The 23,845-nt window shown below is 64.5% G+C and carries 16 protein-coding genes; all 16 read left to right on the top strand.

Annotated elements, in window-relative coordinates:
- The first annotated feature begins 14 nt into the window (after positions 1-14).
- The 16 genes from accC (at position 15) to urtD (ending at position 23,807) form a co-directional block, all read left to right on the top strand.
- Positions 15-1,370 carry an acetyl-CoA carboxylase biotin carboxylase subunit gene (accC, locus tag BLT86_RS23050; protein WP_092379854.1) on the top strand — a complete coding sequence of 452 codons (1,356 nt, stop codon included), beginning with the start codon at positions 15-17 and terminating at the stop codon, positions 1,368-1,370.
- Between the two features lie 148 nt (positions 1,371-1,518).
- Complete coding sequence (gene prmA / locus BLT86_RS23045; protein ID WP_092379852.1) at positions 1,519-2,397, top strand: 50S ribosomal protein L11 methyltransferase; 879 nt, start codon at positions 1,519-1,521, stop codon at positions 2,395-2,397.
- A gap of 139 nt (positions 2,398-2,536) precedes the next feature.
- A complete protein-coding gene (locus tag BLT86_RS23040; RefSeq protein ID WP_092379850.1) occupies positions 2,537-3,808 on the top strand; it encodes a DUF3426 domain-containing protein in 1,272 nt (423 codons plus the stop codon).
- Positions 3,809-4,038: 230 nt separating this feature from the next.
- Positions 4,039-5,037: a tRNA dihydrouridine synthase DusB gene (gene dusB / locus BLT86_RS23035; RefSeq protein WP_092379847.1), complete on the top strand. Its 999-nt coding sequence runs from the start codon at positions 4,039-4,041 to the stop codon at positions 5,035-5,037.
- Positions 5,034-5,354: a DNA-binding transcriptional regulator Fis gene (gene fis / locus BLT86_RS23030; protein ID WP_026088753.1), complete on the top strand. Its 321-nt coding sequence runs from the start codon at positions 5,034-5,036 to the stop codon at positions 5,352-5,354. Before dusB ends, fis begins: the two co-directional genes overlap by 4 nt.
- Positions 5,355-5,428: 74 nt before the next feature.
- A complete protein-coding gene (purH, locus tag BLT86_RS23025; protein ID WP_092379845.1) occupies positions 5,429-7,036 on the top strand; it encodes a bifunctional phosphoribosylaminoimidazolecarboxamide formyltransferase/IMP cyclohydrolase in 1,608 nt (535 codons plus the stop codon).
- A 178-nt stretch (positions 7,037-7,214) separates the two neighbouring features.
- Positions 7,215-8,504, top strand: a complete 1,290-nt coding sequence (gene purD, locus BLT86_RS23020; RefSeq protein ID WP_092379843.1) for a phosphoribosylamine--glycine ligase — start codon at positions 7,215-7,217, stop codon at positions 8,502-8,504.
- Between the two features lie 129 nt (positions 8,505-8,633).
- On the top strand, positions 8,634-11,414 hold the full coding sequence (locus tag BLT86_RS23015) for a hybrid sensor histidine kinase/response regulator (RefSeq protein ID WP_197676080.1): 2,781 nt from the start codon (positions 8,634-8,636) through the stop codon (positions 11,412-11,414).
- Positions 11,415-11,543: 129 nt separating this feature from the next.
- On the top strand, positions 11,544-12,137 hold the full coding sequence (locus BLT86_RS23010) for a MarC family protein (protein ID WP_021487938.1): 594 nt from the start codon (positions 11,544-11,546) through the stop codon (positions 12,135-12,137).
- A gap of 262 nt (positions 12,138-12,399) precedes the next feature.
- Positions 12,400-14,199, top strand: a complete 1,800-nt coding sequence (gene atzF / locus BLT86_RS23005; RefSeq protein WP_197676079.1) for an allophanate hydrolase — start codon at positions 12,400-12,402, stop codon at positions 14,197-14,199.
- 116 nt (positions 14,200-14,315) lie between these two features.
- Complete coding sequence (uca, locus tag BLT86_RS23000; RefSeq protein WP_092379836.1) at positions 14,316-17,945, top strand: urea carboxylase; 3,630 nt, start codon at positions 14,316-14,318, stop codon at positions 17,943-17,945.
- A 1-nt stretch (position 17,946) separates the two neighbouring features.
- Positions 17,947-18,669: a GntR family transcriptional regulator gene (locus tag BLT86_RS22995; protein ID WP_021487935.1), complete on the top strand. Its 723-nt coding sequence runs from the start codon at positions 17,947-17,949 to the stop codon at positions 18,667-18,669.
- Positions 18,670-18,744: 75 nt separating this feature from the next.
- Positions 18,745-20,010, top strand: a complete 1,266-nt coding sequence (gene urtA / locus BLT86_RS22990) for an urea ABC transporter substrate-binding protein (protein ID WP_017678746.1) — start codon at positions 18,745-18,747, stop codon at positions 20,008-20,010.
- 175 nt (positions 20,011-20,185) lie between these two features.
- The gene (gene urtB, locus BLT86_RS22985; protein WP_021487933.1) at positions 20,186-21,754 is read left to right on the top strand and encodes an urea ABC transporter permease subunit UrtB; all 1,569 of its coding nucleotides are present in this window, start codon (positions 20,186-20,188) and stop codon (positions 21,752-21,754) included.
- Positions 21,755-21,879: 125 nt separating this feature from the next.
- Complete coding sequence (gene urtC / locus BLT86_RS22980) at positions 21,880-22,968, top strand: urea ABC transporter permease subunit UrtC (protein WP_092379834.1); 1,089 nt, start codon at positions 21,880-21,882, stop codon at positions 22,966-22,968.
- Positions 22,965-23,807, top strand: a complete 843-nt coding sequence (urtD, locus tag BLT86_RS22975) for an urea ABC transporter ATP-binding protein UrtD (RefSeq protein ID WP_021487931.1) — start codon at positions 22,965-22,967, stop codon at positions 23,805-23,807. Before urtC ends, urtD begins: the two co-directional genes overlap by 4 nt.
- Positions 23,808-23,845 lie beyond the last annotated feature (38 nt).

Here is a 23,845-nt window from a genome sequence, read left to right as displayed (position 1 = left end):
CCGGGGAGCCTGCAATGCAGAAGCTGGAAAAAGTCCTTATCGCCAACCGTGGCGAGATCGCCCTGCGTATCCTGCGTGCCTGCAAGGAGCTGGGTATCAAGACGGTGGCCGTGCACTCCACCGCCGACCGCGAACTGATGCACCTGGGCCTGGCCGACGAGTCCGTCTGCATTGGTCCGGCAGCCGGCGCGCAGTCCTACCTGAACATCCCGGCGATCATCAGCGCAGCTGAACTGACCGGCGCCACGGGCATCCACCCGGGCTACGGCTTTCTCGCCGAGAACGCCGACTTCGCCGAACAGGTGGAAAACTCCGGTTTTGCCTTCATTGGCCCGACCGCGAGCGTGATCCGCCTGATGGGCGACAAGGTGTCGGCCAAGGAAGCCATGATCAAAACCGGCGTACCGGTGGTTCCCGGCTCCGACGGCCCGCTGCCGGAAGACGAGGAAGAAGCCCTGCGCATCGCCCGTGAAGTGGGCTACCCGGTGATCATCAAGGCCGCAGGTGGCGGCGGTGGTCGCGGCATGCGCGTGGTGCACAAGGAAGAAGATCTGATCAAGTCGGCCAAGCTGACCCGCACCGAAGCCGGTGCTGCGTTCGGTAACCCGATGGTCTATCTGGAAAAATTCCTCGGCAACCCGCGTCACGTCGAAGTTCAGGTGCTGTCCGACGGCCAGGGCAACGCCATTCACCTGTATGACCGCGACTGCTCGCTGCAGCGTCGCCACCAGAAGGTGATCGAGGAGGCTCCGGCCCCGCTGATCGACGAGAAGGCCCGCGCCGAAGTGCTCAAGCGCTGCGTCGATGCCTGCATCGAGATCGGCTACCGTGGCGCCGGCACCTTCGAGTTTCTTTACGAAGATGGTCGCTTCTACTTCATCGAGATGAACACCCGTGTTCAGGTGGAGCACCCGGTCACCGAGATGGTCACCGGCATCGACATCGTCAAGGAAATGCTCAGCATCGCCGCAGGCAACAAGCTGTCCATCAAGCAGGAAGACGTGAAGATCCTCGGCCACTCCGTGGAGTGCCGGATCAACGCCGAAGACCCGGACAACTTCATGCCCAGCCCCGGCAAGGTCAAGCATTTCCATGCCCCGGGCGGCAATGGCGTGCGCGTCGACTCGCACCTGTACAGCGGTTACAGCGTACCGCCGCACTACGACTCGCTGATCGGCAAGCTGATCACCTTCGGCAAGGACCGCGACGAAGCCATGGCCCGTATGCGCAATGCCCTGGACGAGATCGTGGTCGACGGCATCAAGACCAACGTGCCACTGCACCGCGACCTGGTGCGCGACAAGGGTTTCGTCAAAGGTGGCGTGAACATCCACTACCTGGAAAAGAAACTGGGTATGGACAAGCACTAAGCTTCAGGCTTCAGGCTTCAGGCTTCAGGCTTCAGGCTTCAGGCTTGCCAGATTATGATGTACCACCTCGGAGCGGCCTCGGCCGCTCCTTTCTTTTTCCTGCGGCCTGCAGCCTGACGCCTGCAGCCGCTCCCGAAGGGAGCCCGCCATGCCCTGGTTACAAGTCCGTCTCGCCATCACTCCCGAACAGGCGGAAACCTACGAGGACGCCCTGCTGGAAGTAGGCGCCGTATCGGTGACCTTCATGGACGCCGAGGATCAGCCGATCTTCGAGCCGGACCTGGGCACCACCCCACTGTGGTCGCACACCCATCTGCTGGCCCTGTTCGAAGCCGACACCGACGAGACCGCACTGATCGCCCATCTGCAACTGCTGTGTGGCGGCTCGCTGCCGGAGCATCATGTCGAGCGCATCGAGGATCAGGACTGGGAGCGCAGCTGGATGGACAACTTCCAGCCGATGCGCTTCGGCCGGCGCCTGTGGATCGTGCCGAGCTGGCATGCCGCACCGGAGCCGGACGCCGTGAACCTGCTGCTCGATCCGGGCCTGGCCTTCGGCACCGGCACCCACCCGACCACCGCGCTGTGCCTGGAATGGCTCGACGACCAGGAGCTGCAGGGCTGCAACGTGCTCGACTTCGGCTGCGGCTCGGGCATCCTCGCCATCGCCGCCCTGCTGCTCGGCGCGCCGCAGGCGGTGGGCACCGATATCGACCCACAAGCCCTGGAAGCCTCGCGCGACAATGCTTCGCGCAATGGCATCGACCCGGCACGCTTCCCGGTCTACCTGCCAGCCGATCTGCCGCAGCAGCCGGCGGACGTGGTCGTCGCCAACATCCTCGCCGGCCCGCTGGTTTCCCTGGCACCTCAGATCACTGCGCTGGTCAAAGGCGGTGGACGCCTGGCGCTGTCGGGCATCCTCGCCGAACAGGCTGAGGAAGTCCGCGCTGCCTATGCCGGCGCCTTCGACCTCGACCCGACCGCCACCAAGGACGGCTGGGTGCGCATCAGCGGCATCAAGCGCTAGGCACGCGGTAAGACTGAAGGCCGCAACCTGCAAGCGAACCCGGATGAAGGCCGGGCTGCTTTGCCCTTACTTGCAGCTTGTGGCTTGCAGCCTGAAGCCGCTCCTTTAGACTAGCTGCTTGGATTTTCCGGACCCGCGCATGAGCGAAAGCCACATCACCCAGTGCCCCCATTGCCGTACCAGCTTCCGTGTCAGCCAGGCACAGCTGGCTGCTGCCCATGGCGCAGTACGCTGCGGTGCCTGCCTGCACGTGTTCAATGCTGCCGAGCAACTCTTCGGCACACGCGCGGCAGCAGCTGCGCCAGCCAAAGCGCCAAGCACCCAGGTCAGCAAGGCTCAAGCCGAGGTCGGCAGCAAGCCTCCGGCAAAGAGGCCGATTGACGATACGCTGTGGATCCACGACGACCTCGATCTGGACAGCCTCGACCTTGACGAGGAGCTGGCCAAGCTGGAAGAGCAGGAGCAGCAGCTGTCGCAGCAGTTCCTCGCCCTGGAACAGGCGCCCCACTACACCGGGAACTTCGCCAGCAGCGCCGCGGATGAACCCGAAGAAGCCCATGACGAAGCCTGGGCCGAAGCCCTGCAGCGTGATGAGCCGCTGAAGCGTGAGCGCGACAGCCTCAGACTGCAACCGGCTGAAGAACAGCCCGAACCGATTGCCGCACCCGAGCCTAGGGTCTCTGCCGAGCTCGCCCCATCCGTCACGACTCGCAAACAGCCAGTCGCCGATGATCTCGACGAAGCAGACGAGCCGCGCCTGGGTAATCTCGACGACGAGCCGGACGAAGAGCAGCAACAGGACGAGGACCCGCGCGACGAGCGTGAACAGCCAAGAGTGACGCGCAACGAGCCTGGCCTGCGCGAGGAACGACTGTTCGAACTGGACGACGAACCTCTGCAACTCGAATGGCGTCAGCCACAGGGCATCGCCTGGGGGCGCGTGTTCGGCTGGGGCCTGCTCAACCTGTTGGCTGCAGGCGGCCTGCTGGCGCAGTACGTCGCGTACAACTTCGATGAACTGGCGCGTCAGGAGCGTTATCGCCCCTGGTTCGAACAGCTGTGTCCGAACATCGGCTGCACATTGCCATCGAAAGTCGATATCGGCCAGATTCGCAGCAGCAACCTGGTGGTGCGCAGCCACCCGGAGTTCTCCGGCGCGCTGATCGTCGACGCCATCCTCTACAACCGCGCACCCTTCGCCCAGCCCTTCCCGCTGCTGGAAATGCGCTTCGCCGATCTGGGCGGCCAGCTGGTCGCCAGCCGCCGCTTCAAACCCAGCGAATACCTCGCTGGCGAGCTGGCCGGGCAGAGCGAAATGCCGCCGCAAACGCCCATCCATATCTCGCTGGACATCCTCGACCCGGGCACCCGCGCGGTGAACTACAGCCTGAGCTTCCACTCACCCGAGTAGTCTGAAGACGGCGCGACCCGTGGTCGCAGGCCTTCCTTACTAACTCCTGGCGATAAGCCCATAGCTGTTCAGAATTTGTTCAAAACGACCTTTATCCGGTCATCCAGAGCGGGTATCATGCCCACCCTTTCGCGAGCACCGACCCACCGCAGTTTCCCCTGAGGACACAGTGGAGGGCAGGTGTTGATCGCCCTTTGTCTCAACTGCGCACCAACAAGCAGGGACGCCCCATGTCGGCCCCACGTATTGGCCCTTACACATTGCCCAATCGGTTGATCCTGGCTCCCATGGCCGGCGTCACCGATCGCCCGTTCCGCCAGCTGTGCCGCCGTCTCGGTGCCGGCCTGGTGGTGTCGGAGATGGTCACCAGCGATGTGCGCTTGTGGAATAGCCGCAAGTCCAGCCTGCGTTTGCTGCACGCCGGTGATCCCGAGCCGCGCTCGGTGCAGATCGCCGGTGGCGACCCGCAGATGATGGCCGACGCAGCACGCAAGAACGTCGAGTTAGGCGCGCAGATCATCGACATCAACATGGGCTGCCCAGCCAAGAAGGTCTGCAACAAGGCCGCCGGCTCCGCCCTGCTGCGTGACGAGCCGCTGGTACGGGAAATCCTCGCTGCCGTGGTCGGTGCGGTGGACGTGCCGGTGACCCTGAAGATTCGTACCGGCTGGGACCGCCAGAACAAGAACGGCATTACCGTGGCGAAAATCGCCGAAGATGCCGGCATTGCCGCACTGTCCGTACACGGCCGCACCCGCGCCGACCTTTATACCGGCGAAGCCGAGTACGACACCATCGCTGCCATCAAGCAGGCGATATCGATTCCGGTGTTCGCCAATGGCGACATCGACTCTCCACAGAAGGCCAAGGCCGTGCTCGACGCCACTGGCGCCGACGCCCTGCTCATTGGTCGTGCCGCCCAAGGACGGCCGTGGATCTTCCGTGAAATCGAGCACTACCTGCGTACCGGCGAAACCCTGCCGGCACCGAGCCTGCTCGAAGTGGAACGCATTCTGCTAGAGCACCTGGCTGCAGTGCACGTCTTCTATGGCGAATTGATGGGCACGCGTATCGCCCGCAAGCATGTCGGCTGGTATCTGGCAACCCTGCCGGGCGCCAGGGAGTTTCGCGCCCAATTCAACCGTCTGGACAGTACGGACGCACAGTGCGCCCACGTTCGCGCGTTCTTCCGCGAACGGCACAACGATGGAAACGAGGTGGCCGCATGACGTTGATGACAGAGACCCTAGTGAGTGGAATTGCACCCGTGAGTGACAACACCAGCCTTAAACAGCACCTGAACACGCCGAGCGAAGAGGGCCAGACCCTGCGCGGCGCCGTGGAGAAGGCGCTGCACAATTACTTCGCCCATCTCGAGGGCGCGGACGTCACCGACGTGTACAACCTGGTGCTCACCGAAGTCGAAGCGCCGCTGCTGGAAACCGTCATGAATTACGTGAAAGGTAACCAGACCAAGGCCTCCGAACTGCTCGGTCTGAACCGCGGTACGCTGCGCAAGAAGCTCAAGCAGTACGACCTGCTGTAACCCTGAACTCCCGAAAAGGGCGGCCCGCATGAGCCGCCTTTTTTGCTGATATCCCCGCTCTGATGGATAGTGAAATGACCGACCAGACCACCCTTCTGCCCGTCCGCCGCGCGCTGATCAGCGTTTCCGACAAGACCGGTGTCCTCGAATTCGCTCGCGAACTGGCCGCCCTCGGTGTCGAGATTCTCTCCACCGGCGGTACCTACAAGCTGCTCAAGGACAACGGCGTAGCCGCGGTGGAAGTGGCTGACTACACCGGCTTCCCGGAAATGATGGACGGCCGCGTGAAGACCCTGCACCCGAAGATCCACGGCGGCATTCTCGGCCGTCGCGCCCTGGACGGCGCAGTGATGGACGAGCACGGCATCAAGCCGATCGACCTGGTCGCGGTCAACCTCTATCCCTTCGAAGCCACCGTGGCCAAGCCTGATTGCGACCTGGCCGACGCCATCGAGAACATCGACATCGGCGGCCCGACCATGGTCCGCAGCGCGGCGAAGAACCACAAGGACGTCGCCATCGTGGTCAACACCGGCGATTACGCCGGCATCGTCGCCTCGCTCAAGGCCGGCGGCCTGAGCTACGCCCAGCGCTTCGACCTGGCACTCAAGGCCTTCGAGCACACCGCGGCCTACGACGGCATGATCGCCAACTACCTGGGCACCATCGACCAGGCGGCGGACACCCTGTCCACCGAAGGTCGCGGCGCCTTCCCGCGCACCTTCAACAGCCAGTTCGTCAAGGCACAGGAAATGCGCTACGGCGAGAACCCGCACCAGAGTGCGGCGTTCTATGTCGAAGCGAAGAAGGGCGAAGCCAGCGTTTCCACCGCAATCCAATTGCAGGGCAAGGAACTGTCGTTCAACAACGTGGCCGACACCGACGCCGCGCTGGAATGCGTGAAGAGCTTCGTCAAACCGGCCTGCGTCATCGTCAAGCACGCCAACCCCTGCGGCGTGGCCGTGGTACCGGAAGACGAAGGCGGCATCCGCAAGGCCTACGACCTGGCCTACGCCACCGATACCGAATCGGCGTTCGGCGGCATCATCGCCTTCAACCGCGAGCTGGATGGCGAAACCGCCAAGGCCATCGTCGAGCGTCAGTTCGTCGAAGTGATCATCGCCCCGAAAATCAGCGCCGCCGCCCGTGAAGTGGTCGCTGCCAAGGCCAACGTGCGCCTGCTCGAATGCGGCGAATGGCCGGCCGAGCGCGCTGCGGGTTGGGACTTCAAACGCGTCAATGGTGGTCTGCTGGTGCAGAGCCGCGACATCGGCATGATCGCAGCGTCCGACCTGAAGATCGTTACCCAGCGCGCACCGAACGAGCAGGAAATCCACGACCTGATCTTCGCCTGGAAAGTGGCCAAGTTCGTCAAATCCAACGCCATCGTCTACGCCAAGAACCGCCAGACCGTCGGCGTCGGCGCCGGCCAGATGAGCCGCGTCAACTCCGCGCGCATCGCCGGCATCAAGGCCGAGCACGCTGGCCTGCCGGTGCCCGGCGCGGTCATGGCCTCCGACGCCTTCTTCCCCTTCCGCGACGGTATCGACAACGCCGCCAAGGCCGGCATCACCGCGGTGATCCAGCCCGGTGGCTCGATGCGCGACAACGAAGTGATCGCGGCTGCCGACGAAGCCGGCATTGCCATGGTGTTTACCGGCATGCGCCACTTTAGGCACTAAAATCGGCCGCACTGAAACCGGCATCTGCGTTGTTGCCCCAGGTTCCGCCAATGCTCATTGCCAGTCGGCAACTGCGCTTGTCGAAACCTGGGGCGCCTAGCATCTACCGGCTTCATCGCGACCTCGAATTTTGTAGAACGTAGCCCGGATGAAATCCGGGAACGCTCAGGAGAACCCCATGAACGTACTGATCATCGGCAGCGGCGGTCGTGAACACGCCCTGGCCTGGAAAGTGGCGCAGGACAAACGCGTCGAGAAGGTCTTCGTCGCCCCGGGCAACGCCGGCACTGCGGTGGAAGCCAAGTGTGAGAACGTCGCCATCGACGTGCTGGCCATCGAAGAGCTGGCCGATTTCGCCGAGAAGAACGTGCAACTGACCATCGTCGGCCCGGAAGCGCCGCTGGTCAAAGGCGTGGTCGATCTGTTCCGCAGCCGCAAACTGGACATCTTCGGCCCCACCGCTGCCGCAGCCCAGCTGGAAGGCTCCAAGGCCTTCACCAAGGATTTCCTGGCCCGTCACAAGATCCCGACTGCCGACTACCAGAACTTCACCGAGATCGAGCCGGCGCTGGCTTACCTGCGTGAGAAAGGTGCACCGATCGTGATCAAGGCCGACGGCCTGGCCGCAGGCAAGGGCGTGATCGTCGCCATGACCCTGGCCGAAGCCGAAGACGCGGTGCGCGACATGCTCGCCGGCAACGCCTTCGGTGAAGCCGGTTCGCGCGTGGTGATCGAGGAATTCCTCGACGGCGAAGAAGCCAGCTTCATCGTCATGGTCGACGGCGAGAACGTGCTGCCGATGGCCACCAGCCAGGACCACAAGCGCGTCGGCGACGGCGACAGCGGCCCGAATACCGGCGGCATGGGCGCCTACTCGCCAGCCCCGGTAGTCACCGCCGAAGTACACAAGCGCGTGATGGACGAGGTGATCTACCCCACCGTGCGCGGCATGGCCAGCGAAGGCAACGTCTACACCGGCTTCCTCTATGCCGGCCTGATGATCGACAAGGCGGGCAAGCCCAAGGTCATCGAATTCAACTGCCGCTTCGGCGACCCGGAAACCCAGCCGATCATGTGCCGTCTGGAAAGCTCCCTGGTGCTGCTGGTCGAGGCTGCCCTGGCCAAGGCGCTGGACAAGGTCGAAGCGACCTGGGACCCGCGTCCGACCGTGGGCGTGGTGCTGGCCGCCGGTGGCTACCCGGGCGACTATGCCAAGGGCGATGTAATCGACGGTCTGGATGAAGCCGCCAAGCTCGACGGCAAGGTGTTCCACGCCGGTACCGCACTGAAGGACGGCCAGATCGTCACCGCTGGCGGTCGCGTACTCTGCGCCACCGCCATCGGCGCCAGCGTTGCCGATGCCCAGCAGCAGGCCTACCGCCTGGCCGAGAAGATTCGCTGGAACGGCATGTTCCACCGTAACGACATCGGCTATCGGGCGATCGCCCGCGAGCGCGGCGAGGACTGATAAACAGGGTGCAGCCCGGTAAAAGGCGGTTTTTACCAGCAAAAAGCCTTAAAAATGCCTGGCTGCACCATGTTCCCGCGAGCAGATGCTTGGCTATAATCCGGCCACTCATTTAGAAGGATTTTGCCCGTGCGCCGGCTCAGGATTGCCATCGGACTACTCGCCAGCATGCTGTTTCTCAGCCTTGCGCTGACAGCCAGTGCGAACTCGGTCCCAACAAGCGCGCACAGCTGGTCCTATCTGGTCGACGCCAGTGCCCGCCTGGGCCTCGAAGAAGTCCGCGCCCAGCGCCAGCAGTTCAAGCCCCTCAGCAAGCAATCCTTTACCTTCCCGCCCAGTGACCACGCCGTCTGGCTTCGTGCCGAATTCGCACCGCAACAGCAGCCCGCCTGGCTGTGGATATTCTCGCCGCGGGTGCAGTACCTCGATTACTACCTGCTGAGAGATGGCCAGCTGGAGCAGAACCTGCACACCGGCGAGGCCATGCCGCTGGATTCGCGACCGCTGCCGTCGCGCTTCTATCTGATGCCGTTGCCCAATGACGGCCATGCCCGCGTCGCCTATGTCCGCCTGACCTCCAACCACCCGCTGATGACTTGGTTCAAGGTGATGGATCAGGCCGAACTGGTCAGCCTGGAAAAACCCGCCTACCTCTACGGCATGCTGTTCGGTGCTCTGCTGCTGCTGACCCTGTACAACCTCATCCGCTTCATCTACAGCCGCAGCGCCAGCGGCCTGTGGCTGGCCGGGGTGAACATCGGCCTGGCCGTGTGCTCCTCGGCCAACCTCGGCATTTTCGCCCAGTGGCTACCCAGCCTGGGCTACAACCAGTCATTGATCGCCGACCTCTCCGCGCTGTTCGCCGCCTTCAGCGCCTTGGCCTTTGGCCTGAGCTTCATGCACGGCACCCCCGTGCAGCGCAGCCCGCTCAATCGCCTGCTGCAGGGCAATGCCCTGCTGATACTGGTCTACGCCCTGTGTATCGCCGTCACCGGATTGTTCTGGTTCAGCTCGCTGGTCTACCTGCTGGTGGCCCTGAGTGCAATCAATCTGCTGCTGGTGAGCAGCCGGCACTGGCGCGCCGGTTATCAGCCGGCACGCCTGATCACCATCGGCATGCTGGTTTTCAACCTGGGCTTCGGCTTCTTCGTGCCGGTGCTGCTGGGTTTCGATCAGCTCAATCCGGGCTGGCTGGTACTGGGCGTGTTCAGCGTTGCCACCCTGGCCGGCCTGATTCTCAGCGTGTCGCTGACCGAACGGCAGCGGCAGATCCAGCGCGACACCCTGCAGGAAAGCACCGCCCTGGCCGCCAGCAGCGCCGAGCTGAAGGCCAAGGCCGAGTTCCTGGCCAAGATCAGCCACGAGATCCGCACACCGATGAACGGTGTACTGGGCATGACCGAGTTGCTGCTGGGCACGCCGCTGTCGGCCAAGCAGCGTGACTACGTGCAGACCATCCACAGTTCGGGCAACGAGCTGCTCACCCTGATCAACGAAATCCTCGACATTTCCAAGCTCGAATCCGGGCAGATCGAGTTGGACGACGTGCAGTTCGACCTCGGCGCACTGATCGAAGACTGCCTCGATATCTTCCGCGCCAAGGCCGAACAACAGCGCGTGGAGCTGATCAGCTTCATCCAGCCGCAGGTACCACGGGTGATCAGCGGCGACCCGACGCGCCTGCGCCAGGCCCTGCTCAGCCTGCTGGACAATGCCTTCAAGCAGACCGACGAGGGCGAGATCCTGCTGGTCGCCGCACTCGACAGCAGCGACGGCCAGCACCGCCTGCGCATCGCCGTGCAGGACAGCGGCCGACCGCTGCTGGCGGAAGAGCGCGACGCCCTGCTCAACGCCGAACTGCAGAGCCGCGACTTCCTTTCTGCCACCCGCCTGGGCGGGCGTCTCGGCCTGATCATCGCGCGCCAACTGGTACGCCTGATGGGCGGCGAGTTCGGCATCCAGGGCAGCGGCAACCAGGGCACGACCCTGTGGCTGACCCTGCCGCTGGACGCCGCCCGCCTGGAACAGCCGGAAACCGACCTGGACAGCCCGCTGCAGGGTGCACGCCTGCTGGTGGTGGACGACAACGACACCTGCCGCAAGGTGCTGATGCAGCAGTGCAATGCCTGGGGCATGCAGGTCAGCGCCGTGCCCTCCGGCAAGGAGGCCCTGGCCCTGCTGCGCACCAAGGCACACATGCGTGAATACTTCGACGCGGTGCTGCTCGACCAGGACATGCCCGGCATGACCGGCATGCAGCTGGCCGCCAAGATCAAGGAAGACCCGAGCCTCAATCACGACATTCTGATCATCATGCTCACCGGCATCAGCAACGCGCCGAGCAAGGTGATCGCACGTAACGCCGGGATCAAGCGCATCCTGGCCAAGCCGGTGGCCGGCTACACACTCAAGACCACCCTGGCCGACGAGCTGGCACAGCGCCCCAACGACACCCCCGCCCAAGCCGCACCGACGCCGGTGAGCACACCACTGAACGTGCCGGCCGACTTCCGCATCCTGGTGGCCGAAGACAACAGCATCTCCACCAAGGTGATCCGCGGCATGCTCGGCAAGCTCAACCTCAAGCCGGACACTGCCAGCAACGGCGAAGAAGCCCTCAGCGCGATGAAGGCACAGCCCTACGACCTGGTGCTGATGGACTGCGAGATGCCGGTGCTAGACGGTTTCTCTGCGACCGAACAGCTGCGCGCCTGGGAAAAGAGCGAGAAGCGCCCGCGCACGCCGGTGGTGGCGCTGACCGCGCATATCCTCAGTGAACACAAGGAACGCGCGCGTGCCGTCGGCATGGACGGGCACATGTCCAAGCCGGTGGAGCTGTCGCAACTGCGCGAGCTGATCGAGCACTGGATCGCCGAACGCGAACTGCGTCGCCAGCGCGAGGTATCGTAGGGCGTACTCGCGAAGCAGTACGCCGCTGGATTTGCGCTGTGACGAAGTGCGGCGGACTGTTCGCTTCGCTACGAGCGGTCGGCGTTCCGATCCGCCCTACCTCAGTCCACCCATCTCAAGCGAGTCCCCATGGCCGATATGTTCAGCCTGTACCTGAAGATGCTGGTGCTCTACAGCCCCTTCTTCGTCCTCTCCTGCTTTATCGGCCTCAGTCGCGGCTACACCCTCAAGGAACGCAAGCGCCTGGCCTGGAAGGTGGCGCTGGCCACGCTGATCGCCAGCGTGCTGCTGTACCTGTTCGGCAAGCACATCTTCACCCTGTTCGGCATCACCATCGACGCCTTCCGTATCGGCGCAGGGTCGGTGCTGTTCATCTCCGCCCTCGGCATGGCCCAGGGCAAATCGGCGGTGCAGAGCGATAACGTGCAGCAGGACGTGACCATCGTACCGCTGACCATCCCCATCACCGTCGGCCCCGGCACCATCGGCGCCCTGCTGCTGATGGGCGCCAGCCAGCCGCACTGGGACGACAAGCTGGTAGCGGTGGCAGCGATCTTTCTCGCCAGCCTCACCGTGGGCGTAGTGCTGTACCTGTCCAACCAGTTCGAGCGCCTGCTCGGCGACCAGGGGCTGCAGATCGTCAGCCGTTTGATGGGCTTGTTCGTCTGCGCCCTGGCCGCGCAGATCATCTTCACCGGGGTGAAGAATTACCTGGTGCCGTAACGCCGCGATAAGCGTATGACCTGCCCCGGATTTCATCCGGGCTACGCCGCTGGCCCCACGATCCCGTAGGGTGCGCTGCGCGCACCGCCAGCCCTTTAAAACCCTGCACCATTCGCTTGCAAGCCAGCCCCACCTCGGTGCAACGCCTCTCGCCCAAACCCCTGCAGTTGCCCTGAAATCCCCGAAAATAAAGGCCTGCGCAAAACTGGCATCCTCATTGCTCTAGCGATTCCAACTTGGATACAAGATGGAATCTCTAAGCATGTCCAACGCACCTATCGCTTTCACCCTCGCGCAGTGGCAACAGGCCTACCGTGACGGCCAATCCCCTGCCGAACTGCTGCATGCCCTGCGCCTCGAACTGCGCACTGATGACAACGCCTGGATCGCCCTGGCCAGCGAAGCTCAGCTAGAGGTTCAACTCGATGCCCTGACCAGCGTGCTGGAAAACGCCGCTGGCGATCTGAACAAGCTGCCGCTGTACGGCGTGCCCTTTGCCATCAAGGACAATATCGACGCCGCCGGCTGGCCGACCACCGCCGCCTGCCCCGAGTTTGCCTACAGCGCCGAAGCCGACGCCACCGCTGTCGCTCGTCTGCGCGCCGCCGGCGCCATCCTTATCGGCAAGACCAACCTCGACCAGTTCGCCACCGGCCTGGTCGGCACCCGCTCGCCTCACGGCGCGGTGCCTAACAGTTTCAACCCGGCTTACGTCAGCGGTGGTTCCAGCTCCGGCTCGGCCAGTGTGGTCGCCCGTGGTCTGGTGCCCTTCTCGCTGGGCACCGACACCGCCGGTTCGGGCCGCGTGCCGGCGGGTTTCAACAATATCGTCGGGCTCAAGCCGACCAAGGGCTGGCTGCCCAACACCGGCCTGGTGCCGGCCTGCCGCACGGTCGACTGCATCTCGGTGTTCGCCCTGACCGTCAGCGATGCCCTGGCCGTGGCCAACATCGCTGGCGGCTATGACGCCGCCGATGCCTACAGCCGCAAAAACCCGAATAGCGCCAAGGTCGGCATGCCGACCAATCCGCGCCTGGCCGTACCGGCCAACCCCGAGTTCTTCGGCGACAGCCAGAACCAGGCCGTCTACGAGGCCGCACTGGGCAGACTGCGCGAACTGGGCGCCGAGCTGGTGGAGATCGATTTCGCCCCCTTCCAGCAACTGGCCGAGCAGCTCTACTACGGCCCCTGGGTCGCCGAACGCACCGTCGCGGTGGAGGGCGTGAACCCCGAACACATCAACCCGGTGGTGCGCGGCATCGTCGACAACGGCCACAAGTACAGCGCCTGCGACGCCTACAAGGCCGAGTACATTCGCGCCGAACTGAGCCGCGTGATCAACGACGCCCTGGCCGGCTTCGACGCCCTGGTGGTGCCGACCTCACCAACCATCCGCACCCTGGCCGAGATGGACGTCGAACCGGTGCTGTTCAACAGCCAGTTCGGCACCTACACCAACTTCACCAACCTCGCCGACCTGGCCGCCCTCGCCGTGCCGGCAGGGCTGCGCGCCGACGGCCTACCGGCCGGCATCACCCTGCTCGCCCCAGCCTGGCATGACCAGGCACTGGCCGCCTTCGGCCAGCGCTGGCAGCAGGCCGTCAATCTGCCGCTGGGCGCTACCGGCAAGCCGCTGCCAGCACAAACCCTCAGCGACAAGCCAGCGCCCGGTTGCATCCGTGTTGCCGTGGTCGGCGCGCACCTGACCGGCATGCCGCTGAACTTCCAGCTCACCACACGCGATGCCGTGCTGGTGGAGCAGACCACCAGCGCCGCGCATTACCGCCTCTATGCCCTGCCCGGCACCGTGCCACCCAAACCGGGCCTGGCACGGGTCGCCGAGGACGGCGCCGAGATCATCGTCGAGCTGTGGGACGTGCCGCAGGCGCGCTTCGGCGAGTTCGTCGCCGAGATCCCGCCCCCCTTGGGCATCGGCAACCTGGAGCTGGCCGATGGCCGTTGGGTCAAGGGCTTTATCTGCGAGCCCTACGCGCTGAATGGCGCCCGTGACATCACCAGCTTTGGTGGCTGGCGCGCCTTTATCGCCGAAACCAGAAAGTGAATAGCAGGGGAGAAGGTGGCCTGCATGCCCCCTCTCCCTAGCCCTCTCCCCGAGGGGAGAGGGGACTAATCAGTGCCTGCCGCACATGCGCGCAGCAAGCCAGGAGGCCGCAACAGATGTTCCATACCGTACTGATCGCCAACCGTGGCGAGATCGCCGTCAGAGCCATTCGCACGCTCAAACGCCTGGGCGTCAAAAGCGTCGCCGTCTACTCCGACGCCGACCGCAATGCCCAGCACGTACGCGACGCCGATATTGCCATCGCCCTGGGCGGCGACAAGCCGGCTGACAGCTACCTGCGTATCGACAAGATACTCGCCGCCGCGCAAGAAACTGGCGCCCAGGCCATCTACCCTGGCTACGGATTTCTCTCGGAAAGCGCCGAGTTCGCCGATGCCTGCGAAGCAGCCGGCATCGCCTTCGTCGGCCCGACTGGCGAGCAGATTCGCGAGTTCGGCCTAAAGCACAGAGCACGCGAACTGGCCGCCCAGGCCCAGGTGCCAATGGCGCCGGGCACCGGCCTGCTGCAGAGCCTGGAAGAAGCACTGAGCGCCGCCGACAGCATCGGCTACCCGGTAATGCTCAAGACCACCGCAGGCGGTGGCGGCATCGGCCTGACCCGCTGCAGCGACGCCGCCGCGCTGGCCAGCGCCTATGAAAGCGTCAAGCGCATGGGCGAGCAGTTCTTCAGCGATGCTGGGGTGTTCCTAGAGCGTTTCGTCGATCAGGCGCGCCACGTAGAAGTACAGATTTTCGGCGACGGTGCCGGCCGCGTTGCCGCCCTCGGCGAGCGCGACTGCTCGCTGCAGCGGCGCAACCAGAAGGTGGTCGAGGAGACCCCGGCGCCGAACCTGCCGCAGGCCACCCGCGAGCGTTTGCATGCCGCTGCCGTACAGCTTGGCGAGTCGGTTAAATACCGCAGCGCCGGCACCGTGGAATTCATCTACGACGCCGCCCGCGACGATTTCTACTTCCTCGAAGTGAACACCCGCCTGCAGGTCGAGCACCCGGTCACCGAGATGGTCACCGGCCTGGATCTGATCGAATGCATGCTGCGCGTGGCCGCAGGCGATGCGCTGGACTGGGCCGCGCTGAACCGCGCCCCGCAAGGCGCTGCCATAGAAGTACGGATCTACGCCGAAGACCCGCTGAAGAACTTCCAGCCCAGCCCGGGCGTGCTCACCGATGTGCACTTCCCGGACGACGTGCGCGTCGACGGCTGGGTCAGCACCGGCAGCGAAGTCTCGGCCTTCTACGACCCGATGATCGCCAAGCTGATCGTTCATGCCGACACGCGCGCTGAGGCCATCGGCAAGCTGCAGAAAGCCTTGGGCGAAACCCGCCTGCACGGCATCGCCAGCAACCTCGACTACCTGCGCCAGGTGGTGGCCGAAGAACGCTTCGCCCAAGGTGAAGTGTGGACGCGTCTGCTCGACAGTTTTTCCTTCAAGGCCAGCGTCATCGAAGTGCTGGAGCCGGGCACCTACTCCAGCGTGCAGGACTATCCCGGTCGTCTCGGTTACTGGGATATCGGCGTACCGCCGTCCGGGCCGATGGATGATTTCGCCTTCCGCCTGGCCAACCGTATCGTCGGCAACGCTGCCGAGGCCGCCGGCCTGGAATTTACCCTGCAAGGCCCGACGCTGCGCTTTCACAGCGACGCACTGATCGCCCTGACCGGCGCCGACTGCCCGGCCACCCTGGACGATGCGACGGTGGCCTACTGGCAGCCAATCGAGGTCAAGGCCGGCCAGGTGCTCAAGCTGGGCCGCGCCGTCAGCGGCTGCCGCACCTATCTCGCCGTGCGCAATGGCCTGGACGTGCCGCTGTATCTGGGCAGCCGCTCCACCTTCGCCCTCGGCCAGTTCGGCGGGCATGCTGGGCGCACCCTGCGTACCGCCGACATGCTGGCCATCTCCCAGCCCGAGCTACCAGCCTGCACCACGCCCGCTCCGGTCGCGCCGCCGCAGGCGGCTCACCCGAGCCTGATCCCCAGCTACGGCACCACCTGGAACATCAGCGTGCTCTATGGCCCGCACGGTGCGCCGGACTTCTTCACCGCTGAAGCCATCGAGGAATTCTTCGCCGCCGAGTGGGAGGTACATTACAACTCCAACCGCCTCGGTGTGCGTCTGAGCGGCCCGAAACCGAGCTGGGCGCGAGCCGATGGCGGCGAGGCCGGCCTGCATCCGTCCAACGTGCATGACTGCGAATACGCCATCGGTTCGATCAACTTCACCGGTGACTTCCCGGTGATCCTGACCAAGGACGGCCCCAGCCTCGGCGGTTTCGTCTGCCCGGTGACCATCGCCAAGGCCGAGCTGTGGAAGGTCGGCCAGGTCAAGCCCGGCGACAAGCTGCGCTTTCACCCCATCGGTTTCCAGCAGGCGCAGAGCCTGGAGCAGGCGCAACTGGGCAGCATCGAGGCCCTGGCGGCGATCAGCGCGGTGACCCTGCCAGCGCCGTCGCTGCAACCGGACACCACCGTTTCCGCCACCGTGCTGGCCGAGCTGCCGGCCGAGGGCAGCCGCCCTCGTGCGGTGTATCGCCAGGCTGGTGATGCCTACATCCTGCTGGAATACGGCGACAACGTGCTGGATCTGGCCCTGCGCCTGCGCGTACATCTGCTGATGGAAGCGCTCAAGGCCGAGCCGCTGCGTGGCCTGGAAGAGCTAGCCCCCGGCGTACGTTCGCTGCAACTGCGCTACGACAGCCGCGTGCTGCACCAGCGCACCCTGCTCGACCACCTGCTGCGCCTGGAGCGCCAGCTTGGTGATGTCGCCGAGCTCAAGGTGCCGACCCGTATCGTCCACCTGCCCATGGCCTTCGAGGACAGCGCCACCCTCGCTGCCGTCGAACGCTACCGCGAAACCGTGCGCAGCGAGGCGCCCTGGCTGCCGAACAACGTCGACTTCATCCAGCGCGCCAATGGCCTGGCCAGCCGCGAGCAGGTACGCGACATCCTGTTCGACGCCAGCTACCTGATCCTCGGCCTCGGCGATGTCTATCTCGACGCGCCCTGCGCCGTGCCGCTGGACCCGCGTCATCGCCTGCTCAGCTCCAAGTACAACCCGGCGCGCACCTTCACCGCCGAAGGCACCGTGGGCATCGGCGGCATGTACATGTGCATCTACGGCATGGACTCGCCCGGCGGCTATCAACTGGTCGGTCGCACCCTGCCGATCTGGAACAAGTACGTGAAGAACGCGCAGTTCGAGAATGGCCAGCCCTGGCTGCTGCGCTTCTTCGACCAGGTGCGCTTCTACCCGGTCAGCGAGGCCGAGCTGGATCAATTCCGCGAAGCATTCCGCGAGGGCCGCGCGCAGATCCGCATCGAGGAAAGCGAATTCGACTTCGCCGCCTACAACCGCTTCATCGCCGACAACGCCGCCGATATCGAAGCCTTCCAGCGCCAGCAGAAAGCCGCGTTCAATGCCGAAGTCGAGCTGTGGAAGGACGACGATCCGAGCGCCGCACAAGCGTTGACCAGCACGAGCCATGACGACGCCGATCTGGACGGCCATCTGGTCGCCGCCGAGATGAGCGGCAGCGTGTGGAAGGTGCTGGTCGAGCCTGGCCAGCATGTGGAGGCCGGGACCCCGCTGCTGGTGGTCGAGGCGATGAAGATGGAACTGGCGGTGACCGCGCCAGTGGCCGGTACGGTCAAGTCGCTGCGTTGCGCCCCCGGCAAGACGGTGACGCCGGGCGATGCCCTGCTCCTGCTGACCCCGAACGAGGCGGCCTGAGATGCAACTGGTCAGCCCGGCCAAGCGTGGCAAGGAGCGCCCGGAAAATCTCGCCGAGCGCATCTACCTGCAGCTCAAGGACGACATCTTCGAGTTCCGCCTGCTGCCGGGTGATCGTTTTTCCGAAGGCGAGATCGCCGAGCGCATGGCCGCCAGCCGCACGCCGGTGCGCCAGGCGTTGTATCGCCTGGAGCGCGAGGGCTATCTGGAGGTGTATTTCCGCAGCGGTTGGCAGGTCAAGCCGTTCGATTTCGCTCACTTCGAGGAGCTGTACGAGGTGCGCATCGTCCTAGAACTCGAGGCGGTCAAGCGCCTGTGCGAACGCCCCAATGGCGAGCTGCCGGATGCACTGGAACAGCTGCGTTGCACCTGGATGGTGCAACCCGAGCAGCGCCTGCAGGACGGCCGCGAAGTCTCGCGTCTGGACGAACGTTTTCACTGCCAACTGCTGGAAGCCGCCGGCAATCGCGAGATGGCCCGCCTGCATGCCGAAGTCAGCGAAAAGATCCGAATTATCAGGCGCCTGGACTTCACCCAGGGGCCGCGCGTGGAAATCACATACGAGGAACACGCACGCATCCTCGGCGCGATCCTGTCGCGTCGCTGCGAAGAGGCACAGCTATTGCTCAAGACCCACATAGAGGTCAGCAAAGCGGAAGTGCGCAAGATCACCCTGCACATGCTGCACAGCGCCCGGCAACGGGCACTGCCGGCACAAGGGTGACGTAATGACCTTTGAATCACTGCCACCAATAAAAACGCTGTCCACTTAATCACACTTGTGAATGGAGATCGCACCATGCAACGTCGCAGCCTGATCAAGGCCTTTACCCTTTCCGCTTCCATCGCCGCCATGGGCCTGAGCTGGTCCATCCAGGCCGCCGAGACCATCAAGGTCGGCGTCCTGCACTCGCTGTCCGGCACCATGGCCATTTCCGAAACCTCGCTCAAAGACATGGCGCTGATGACCATCGACGAGATCAACGCCAAGGGCGGTGTACTCGGCAAGCAGCTCGAAGCGGTAGTGGTCGACCCGGCGTCGAACTGGCCGCTGTTTGCCGAGCGTGGCCGCCAGTTGCTGACCCAGGACAAGGTCGCGGTGACCTTCGGCTGCTGGACCTCGGTATCGCGCAAATCCGTGCTGCCGGTCTATGAAGAGCTCAACGGCCTGCTGTTCTACCCGGTGCAGTACGAAGGCGAAGAGATGTCGCCGAACGTCTTCTACACCGGTGCAGCGCCAAACCAGCAGGCCATCCCGGCGGTGGAATACCTGCTCAGCGAAGACGGCGGCGCCGCCAAGCGCTTCTTCCTGCTCGGCACCGACTACGTCTACCCGCGTACCACCAACAAGATCCTGCGCGCCTTCCTCAACAGCAAGGGCATCGCCGACAAGGACATCGAAGAGGTCTACACCCCCTTCGGTCATAGCGACTATCAAACCATCGTCGCCAACATCAAGAAGTTCTCCGCTGGCGGCAAGACGGCCGTGGTTTCCACCGTGAACGGCGACTCCAACGTGCCGTTCTACAAGGAACTGGCCAACCAGGGTCTGGAAGCCACCGAGGTGCCGGTTGTGGCCTTCTCCGTGGGTGAAGAAGAACTGCGCGGCATCGACACCAAGCCGCTGGTCGGCCACCTGGCGGCCTGGAACTACTTCCAGTCCGTGGAAAACCCGGTCAACGAGAAGTTCGTCGCCGACTGGAAAGCCTACGCCAAGGCCAAGAAGCTGCCGAACGCCGACACCGTGGTGACCAACGACCCGATGGAAGCCACCTACGTGGGCATCCACATGTGGGCGCAGGCCGTCGAGAAAGCCGGCACCACCGACGTCGACAAGGTGCGTGAAGCCATGGCTGGCCAGGAGTTCGCGGCACCGAGCGGCTTCACCCTGAAGATGGACGAGAAGAACCACCACCTGCACAAGCCGGTGATGATCGGCGAAATCCAGGAAGACGGTCAGTTCTCCGTGGTCTGGGAAACCGACGGCCCGGTTCGCGCCCAGCCGTGGAGCCCCTTCATCGAAGGCAACGACAAGAAAGCCGATACCCCGGTGAAGTCGAACTAAGGCAAAAGCCCCCTCTCCCGCAAGCGGCAACCACAGCTCGTCAATGGCTTGCAGTGCCGCTTGTCTCCCCTCTCCCGCTTGCGGGAGAGGGGCCGGGGGAGAGGGTCGCCGTAGCCCGGATGCAATCCGGGAAGCTCGCCCCGGACGTCATCCGGGCTACGCCAAGGACACCCTTATGCCCACTGCCCTTACCCGAATTCTCCTGAGCCTGTTGCTGTTGCTGCCACTGGCGGCACAGGCTGGCGAGGCCGACGATTTCGTCGCTGCCAACGCCAGCAAACAGGCCAAACTGCTGCAGGACTGGGCCGCCACGCCCAACACCGAACGCATGCCACTGCTGCAAGCCCTGCAGCAGGGCCGCGTCGGCAGCGATGCCGACAAACGTGCCTTCATCGAACAGGACGGCACCTGGCAAGCCGCTGATGGCAATGCCGAAGCCAACGGCACGCCACGCAAACTGCGCCTGAACAACCGCCTGCGCGGCCTGATCGCCTTCACCGTGGCCAGCCATCAGTTGCTCGATGACGCCGCCGCCGTGCGCCTCGCTGCTGCCAAGCAACTGCAACGCAATACACCGCCGGCATTGCTGCCCTTGCTGGAAAACCGCCTGAGCATGGAAGCCGACGAGAATGTACGCGACGCTATCACCCTGGCCCTGGCCAACCTGCAGCTGGAGGCCAGCGACCCAGCTGTGCGCCTGGCTGCCGTGGAGCGTCTGGGCAAGACCGGCGACCCGCTAGCCCGTACGCGCCTGCAAAGCCTGCTCGATGGTGAAGAAAGCGATGCCACCGTGCGCGCCGCTGCCGAGCAGAGCCTGGCCCAGGTGAAGAACAAACTGCTGATCGGCGAACTGCTCGGCCAGGCCTTCAGCGGCCTGTCGTTGGGTTCGATCCTGCTGCTGGCCGCACTCGGTCTGGCCATCACCTTCGGCCTGCTCGGGGTGATCAACATGGCCCACGGCGAGATGCTGATGCTCGGTGCCTACACCACCTACGTGGTGCAGCTGAGCTTCCAGCGCCTGGCCCCCGAATACCTCACGCTCTACCCGCTGGCCGCGTTGCCCATCGCCTTTCTGGTCACCGCCTGCATCGGCATGGCCCTGGAACGCACGGTGATCCGCCATCTCTACGGCCGCCCGCTGGAAACCCTGCTGGCCACCTGGGGCATCAGCCTGATTCTGATCCAGCTGGTGCGCGTCACCTTCGGCGCGCAGAACGTCGAAGTGGCCAACCCGGCCTGGCTGTCCGGCGGCGTGCAGGTACTGCCGAACCTGGTGCTGCCGTACAACCGCATCGTCATCATCGGCTTCGCCTTGTTCGTCGTGGTCCTGACCTGGCTGCTGCTGAACAAGACGCGCCTGGGCCTGAACGTGCGCGCGGTGACGCAGAACCGCAACATGGCCGCCTGCTGCGGCGTGCCCACCGGGCGCGTGGACATGCTGGCCTTCGGTCTCGGCTCGGGCATCGCCGGCCTCGGCGGCGTGGCCTTGAGCCAGATCGGCAACGTCGGCCCCGACCTCGGTCAGAGCTACATCATCGACTCGTTCCTGGTGGTGGTGCTTGGCGGCGTCGGGCAACTGGCCGGTAGCGTGCTGGCCGCCTTCGGCCTGGGCGTGGTGAACAAATTCCTCGAGCCGCAGATCGGTGCCGTGCTCGGCAAGATCCTCATCCTCGCGCTGATCATCCTGTTCATCCAGAAACGCCCGCAAGGCCTCTTCGCTCTCAAAGGACGGGTGATCGACTGATGACCAGCGACCGTTATTGCGCCAACGGGCGTAGGGCGGGTGAAACCCGCCAGACAGACCGAACGCCATCACTGCAGCGGCGGGTTGCACCCACCCTACGGGCTTAAAGGACGAGTGATCGACTGATGAATGCAATAAATCAAACGCTGCTGGCCCGCGCCAGCGCCAAGCTCGGCCCGCAGGTCTCCATCGCCATCGGCCTGCTGGTGCTGGCCGTGCTGCTCGCCATGCCGCTGCTGCACCTGCTGCCGGCCGACCATGCCCTGCACGTCTCGGCATACAGCCTGACCCTGGTGGGCAAGATCCTCTGCTACGCCATCGTCGCACTGGCGCTGGATCTGGTCTGGGGCTACGCCGGCATGCTGTCGCTGGGCCACGGCCTGTTCTTCGCCCTCGGCGGCTACGCCATGGGCATGTACCTGATGCGCCAAAGCGCCGGGGACGGCCTGCCGGCCTTCATGAGCTTTCTCGCCTGGAACGAGTTGCCCTGGTACTGGTACGGCACCTCCAGCTTCCTCTGGGCCATGTGTCTGGTGGTGCTGGCGCCCGGCCTGCTGGCGCTGGTGTTCGGCTTCTTCGCCTTCCGCTCGCGGATCAAGGGCGTGTACTTCTCGATCATGACCCAGGCGCTGACCTTCGCCGGCATGCTCCTGTTCTTCCGCAACGAGACCGGCTTCGGCGGCAACAATGGCTTCACCGGCTTCACCCGCATCCTCGGCTTCGACATCACCGCGCAGGGCACCCGCGCCGTGCTGTTCCTGGCCACCGTGGCGCTGCTGGTGGGCAGCCTGTACCTGGGCTTTCGCCTGGCACGCAGCAAGTTCGGCCGGGTGCTCACCGCCCTGCGTGACGCCGAGAATCGGGTGATGTTCTGCGGCTACGATCCGCGCGGTTACAAGCTGTTCATCTGGGTCTTGAGCGCGGTGCTGTGCGGTCTGGCCGGTGCGCTGTACGTGCCACTGGTGGGCATCATCAACCCCAGCGAAATGGCGCCGACGCAGTCCATCGAAGCCGCCGTGTGGGTCGCTCTGGGCGGCCGCGGCACACTGATCGGCCCGCTGCTTGGCGCTGGTCTGGTCAACGGCATGAAGAGCTGGTTCACCGTGGCCTTCCCGGAATACTGGCTGTTCGCGCTCGGTGCGCTGTTTATCGTCGTTACCCTGTTCCTGCCGCGCGGCGTCGTCGGCCTATTGCGCAAGGAGAAGGATCAATGAAAGCCACTCCGGTCCCTGAAACCATGCTCGAAGCCGCCTTCGACCCCACCGGCCTGGCGCTGGACACCGGCAAGAACGTCGGTAAGGGCGTAAACGTCCGCCATGGCACCATCCTCACCCTGGAAGACATCAACGTCAGCTTCGATGGCTTCAAGGCGCTGACCAACCTGACGCTGTATATCGGCGTCGGTGAGCTGCGTTGCATCATCGGCCCCAACGGCGCCGGCAAGACCACCATGATGGACGTGATCACCGGCAAGACCCGGCCGGACAACGGCGTGGCCTACTTCGGCGAACAGTACGACCTCACCAGCATGAGCGAGGTGGAGATCGCCCAGGCCGGCATCGGCCGCAAGTTCCAGAAGCCCACGGTGTTCGAAGCGCTGACGGTGTTCGAGAACCTGGAACTGGCGCAGAAGACCAACAAATCGGTATGGGCCAGCCTGCGCGCCAGGCTCAACGGCGAGCAGAAGGATCGTATCGAGGAAGTGCTGACCACCATCCGCCTGGAAGCCTCGCGCAACCGTCCGGCTGGCCTGCTCTCCCACGGCCAGAAACAGTTTCTCGAGATCGGCATGCTGCTGATGCAGGAGCCGCACCTGCTGCTGCTCGACGAGCCGGTGGCCGGCATGACCGATGCCGAGACCGAGTTCACCGCCGAGCTGTTCAAGTCGCTGGCACGCAAGCACTCGCTGATGGTGGTCGAGCACGACATGGGCTTCGTCGGCAGCATCGCCGACCACGTCACCGTGCTGCACCAGGGCAGCGTGCTGGCCGAAGGCTCGCTGGAGCAGGTACAGAACGACGAGCGGGTGATCGAGGTTTATCTCGGTCGCTGACAGTCGGTGCGCACGGCGCACCCTACCCGGCGCGGCTT

It is taken from the genome of Pseudomonas sihuiensis, assembly GCF_900106015.1.
Taxonomy (GTDB): domain Bacteria; phylum Pseudomonadota; class Gammaproteobacteria; order Pseudomonadales; family Pseudomonadaceae; genus Aquipseudomonas; species Aquipseudomonas sihuiensis.
Note: the sequence above shows the minus strand (reverse complement) of the source record. Positions and strands in the feature narration are given on the sequence as shown.

Excerpts from the sequence above, each read along its gene's own strand:
- uca (WP_092379836.1), top strand. The coding sequence starts at position 14,316 with ATGTTCCATACCGTACTGATCGCCAACCGTGGCGAGATCGCCGTCAGA.
- fis (WP_026088753.1), top strand. The coding sequence starts at position 5,034 with ATGACGTTGATGACAGAGACCCTAGTGAGTGGAATTGCACCCGTGAGT.
- prmA (WP_092379852.1), top strand. The coding sequence starts at position 1,519 with ATGCCCTGGTTACAAGTCCGTCTCGCCATCACTCCCGAACAGGCGGAA.
- BLT86_RS22995 (WP_021487935.1), top strand. The coding sequence starts at position 17,947 with ATGCAACTGGTCAGCCCGGCCAAGCGTGGCAAGGAGCGCCCGGAAAAT.
- atzF (WP_197676079.1), top strand. The coding sequence starts at position 12,400 with ATGTCCAACGCACCTATCGCTTTCACCCTCGCGCAGTGGCAACAGGCC.
- urtC (WP_092379834.1), top strand. The coding sequence starts at position 21,880 with ATGAATGCAATAAATCAAACGCTGCTGGCCCGCGCCAGCGCCAAGCTC.
- purH (WP_092379845.1), top strand. The coding sequence starts at position 5,429 with ATGACCGACCAGACCACCCTTCTGCCCGTCCGCCGCGCGCTGATCAGC.
- BLT86_RS23040 (WP_092379850.1), top strand. The coding sequence starts at position 2,537 with ATGAGCGAAAGCCACATCACCCAGTGCCCCCATTGCCGTACCAGCTTC.
- urtD (WP_021487931.1), top strand. The coding sequence starts at position 22,965 with ATGAAAGCCACTCCGGTCCCTGAAACCATGCTCGAAGCCGCCTTCGAC.
- accC (WP_092379854.1), top strand. The coding sequence starts at position 15 with ATGCAGAAGCTGGAAAAAGTCCTTATCGCCAACCGTGGCGAGATCGCC.
- purD (WP_092379843.1), top strand. The coding sequence starts at position 7,215 with ATGAACGTACTGATCATCGGCAGCGGCGGTCGTGAACACGCCCTGGCC.
- urtA (WP_017678746.1), top strand. The coding sequence starts at position 18,745 with ATGCAACGTCGCAGCCTGATCAAGGCCTTTACCCTTTCCGCTTCCATC.
- dusB (WP_092379847.1), top strand. The coding sequence starts at position 4,039 with ATGTCGGCCCCACGTATTGGCCCTTACACATTGCCCAATCGGTTGATC.
- BLT86_RS23010 (WP_021487938.1), top strand. The coding sequence starts at position 11,544 with ATGGCCGATATGTTCAGCCTGTACCTGAAGATGCTGGTGCTCTACAGC.
- urtB (WP_021487933.1), top strand. The coding sequence starts at position 20,186 with ATGCCCACTGCCCTTACCCGAATTCTCCTGAGCCTGTTGCTGTTGCTG.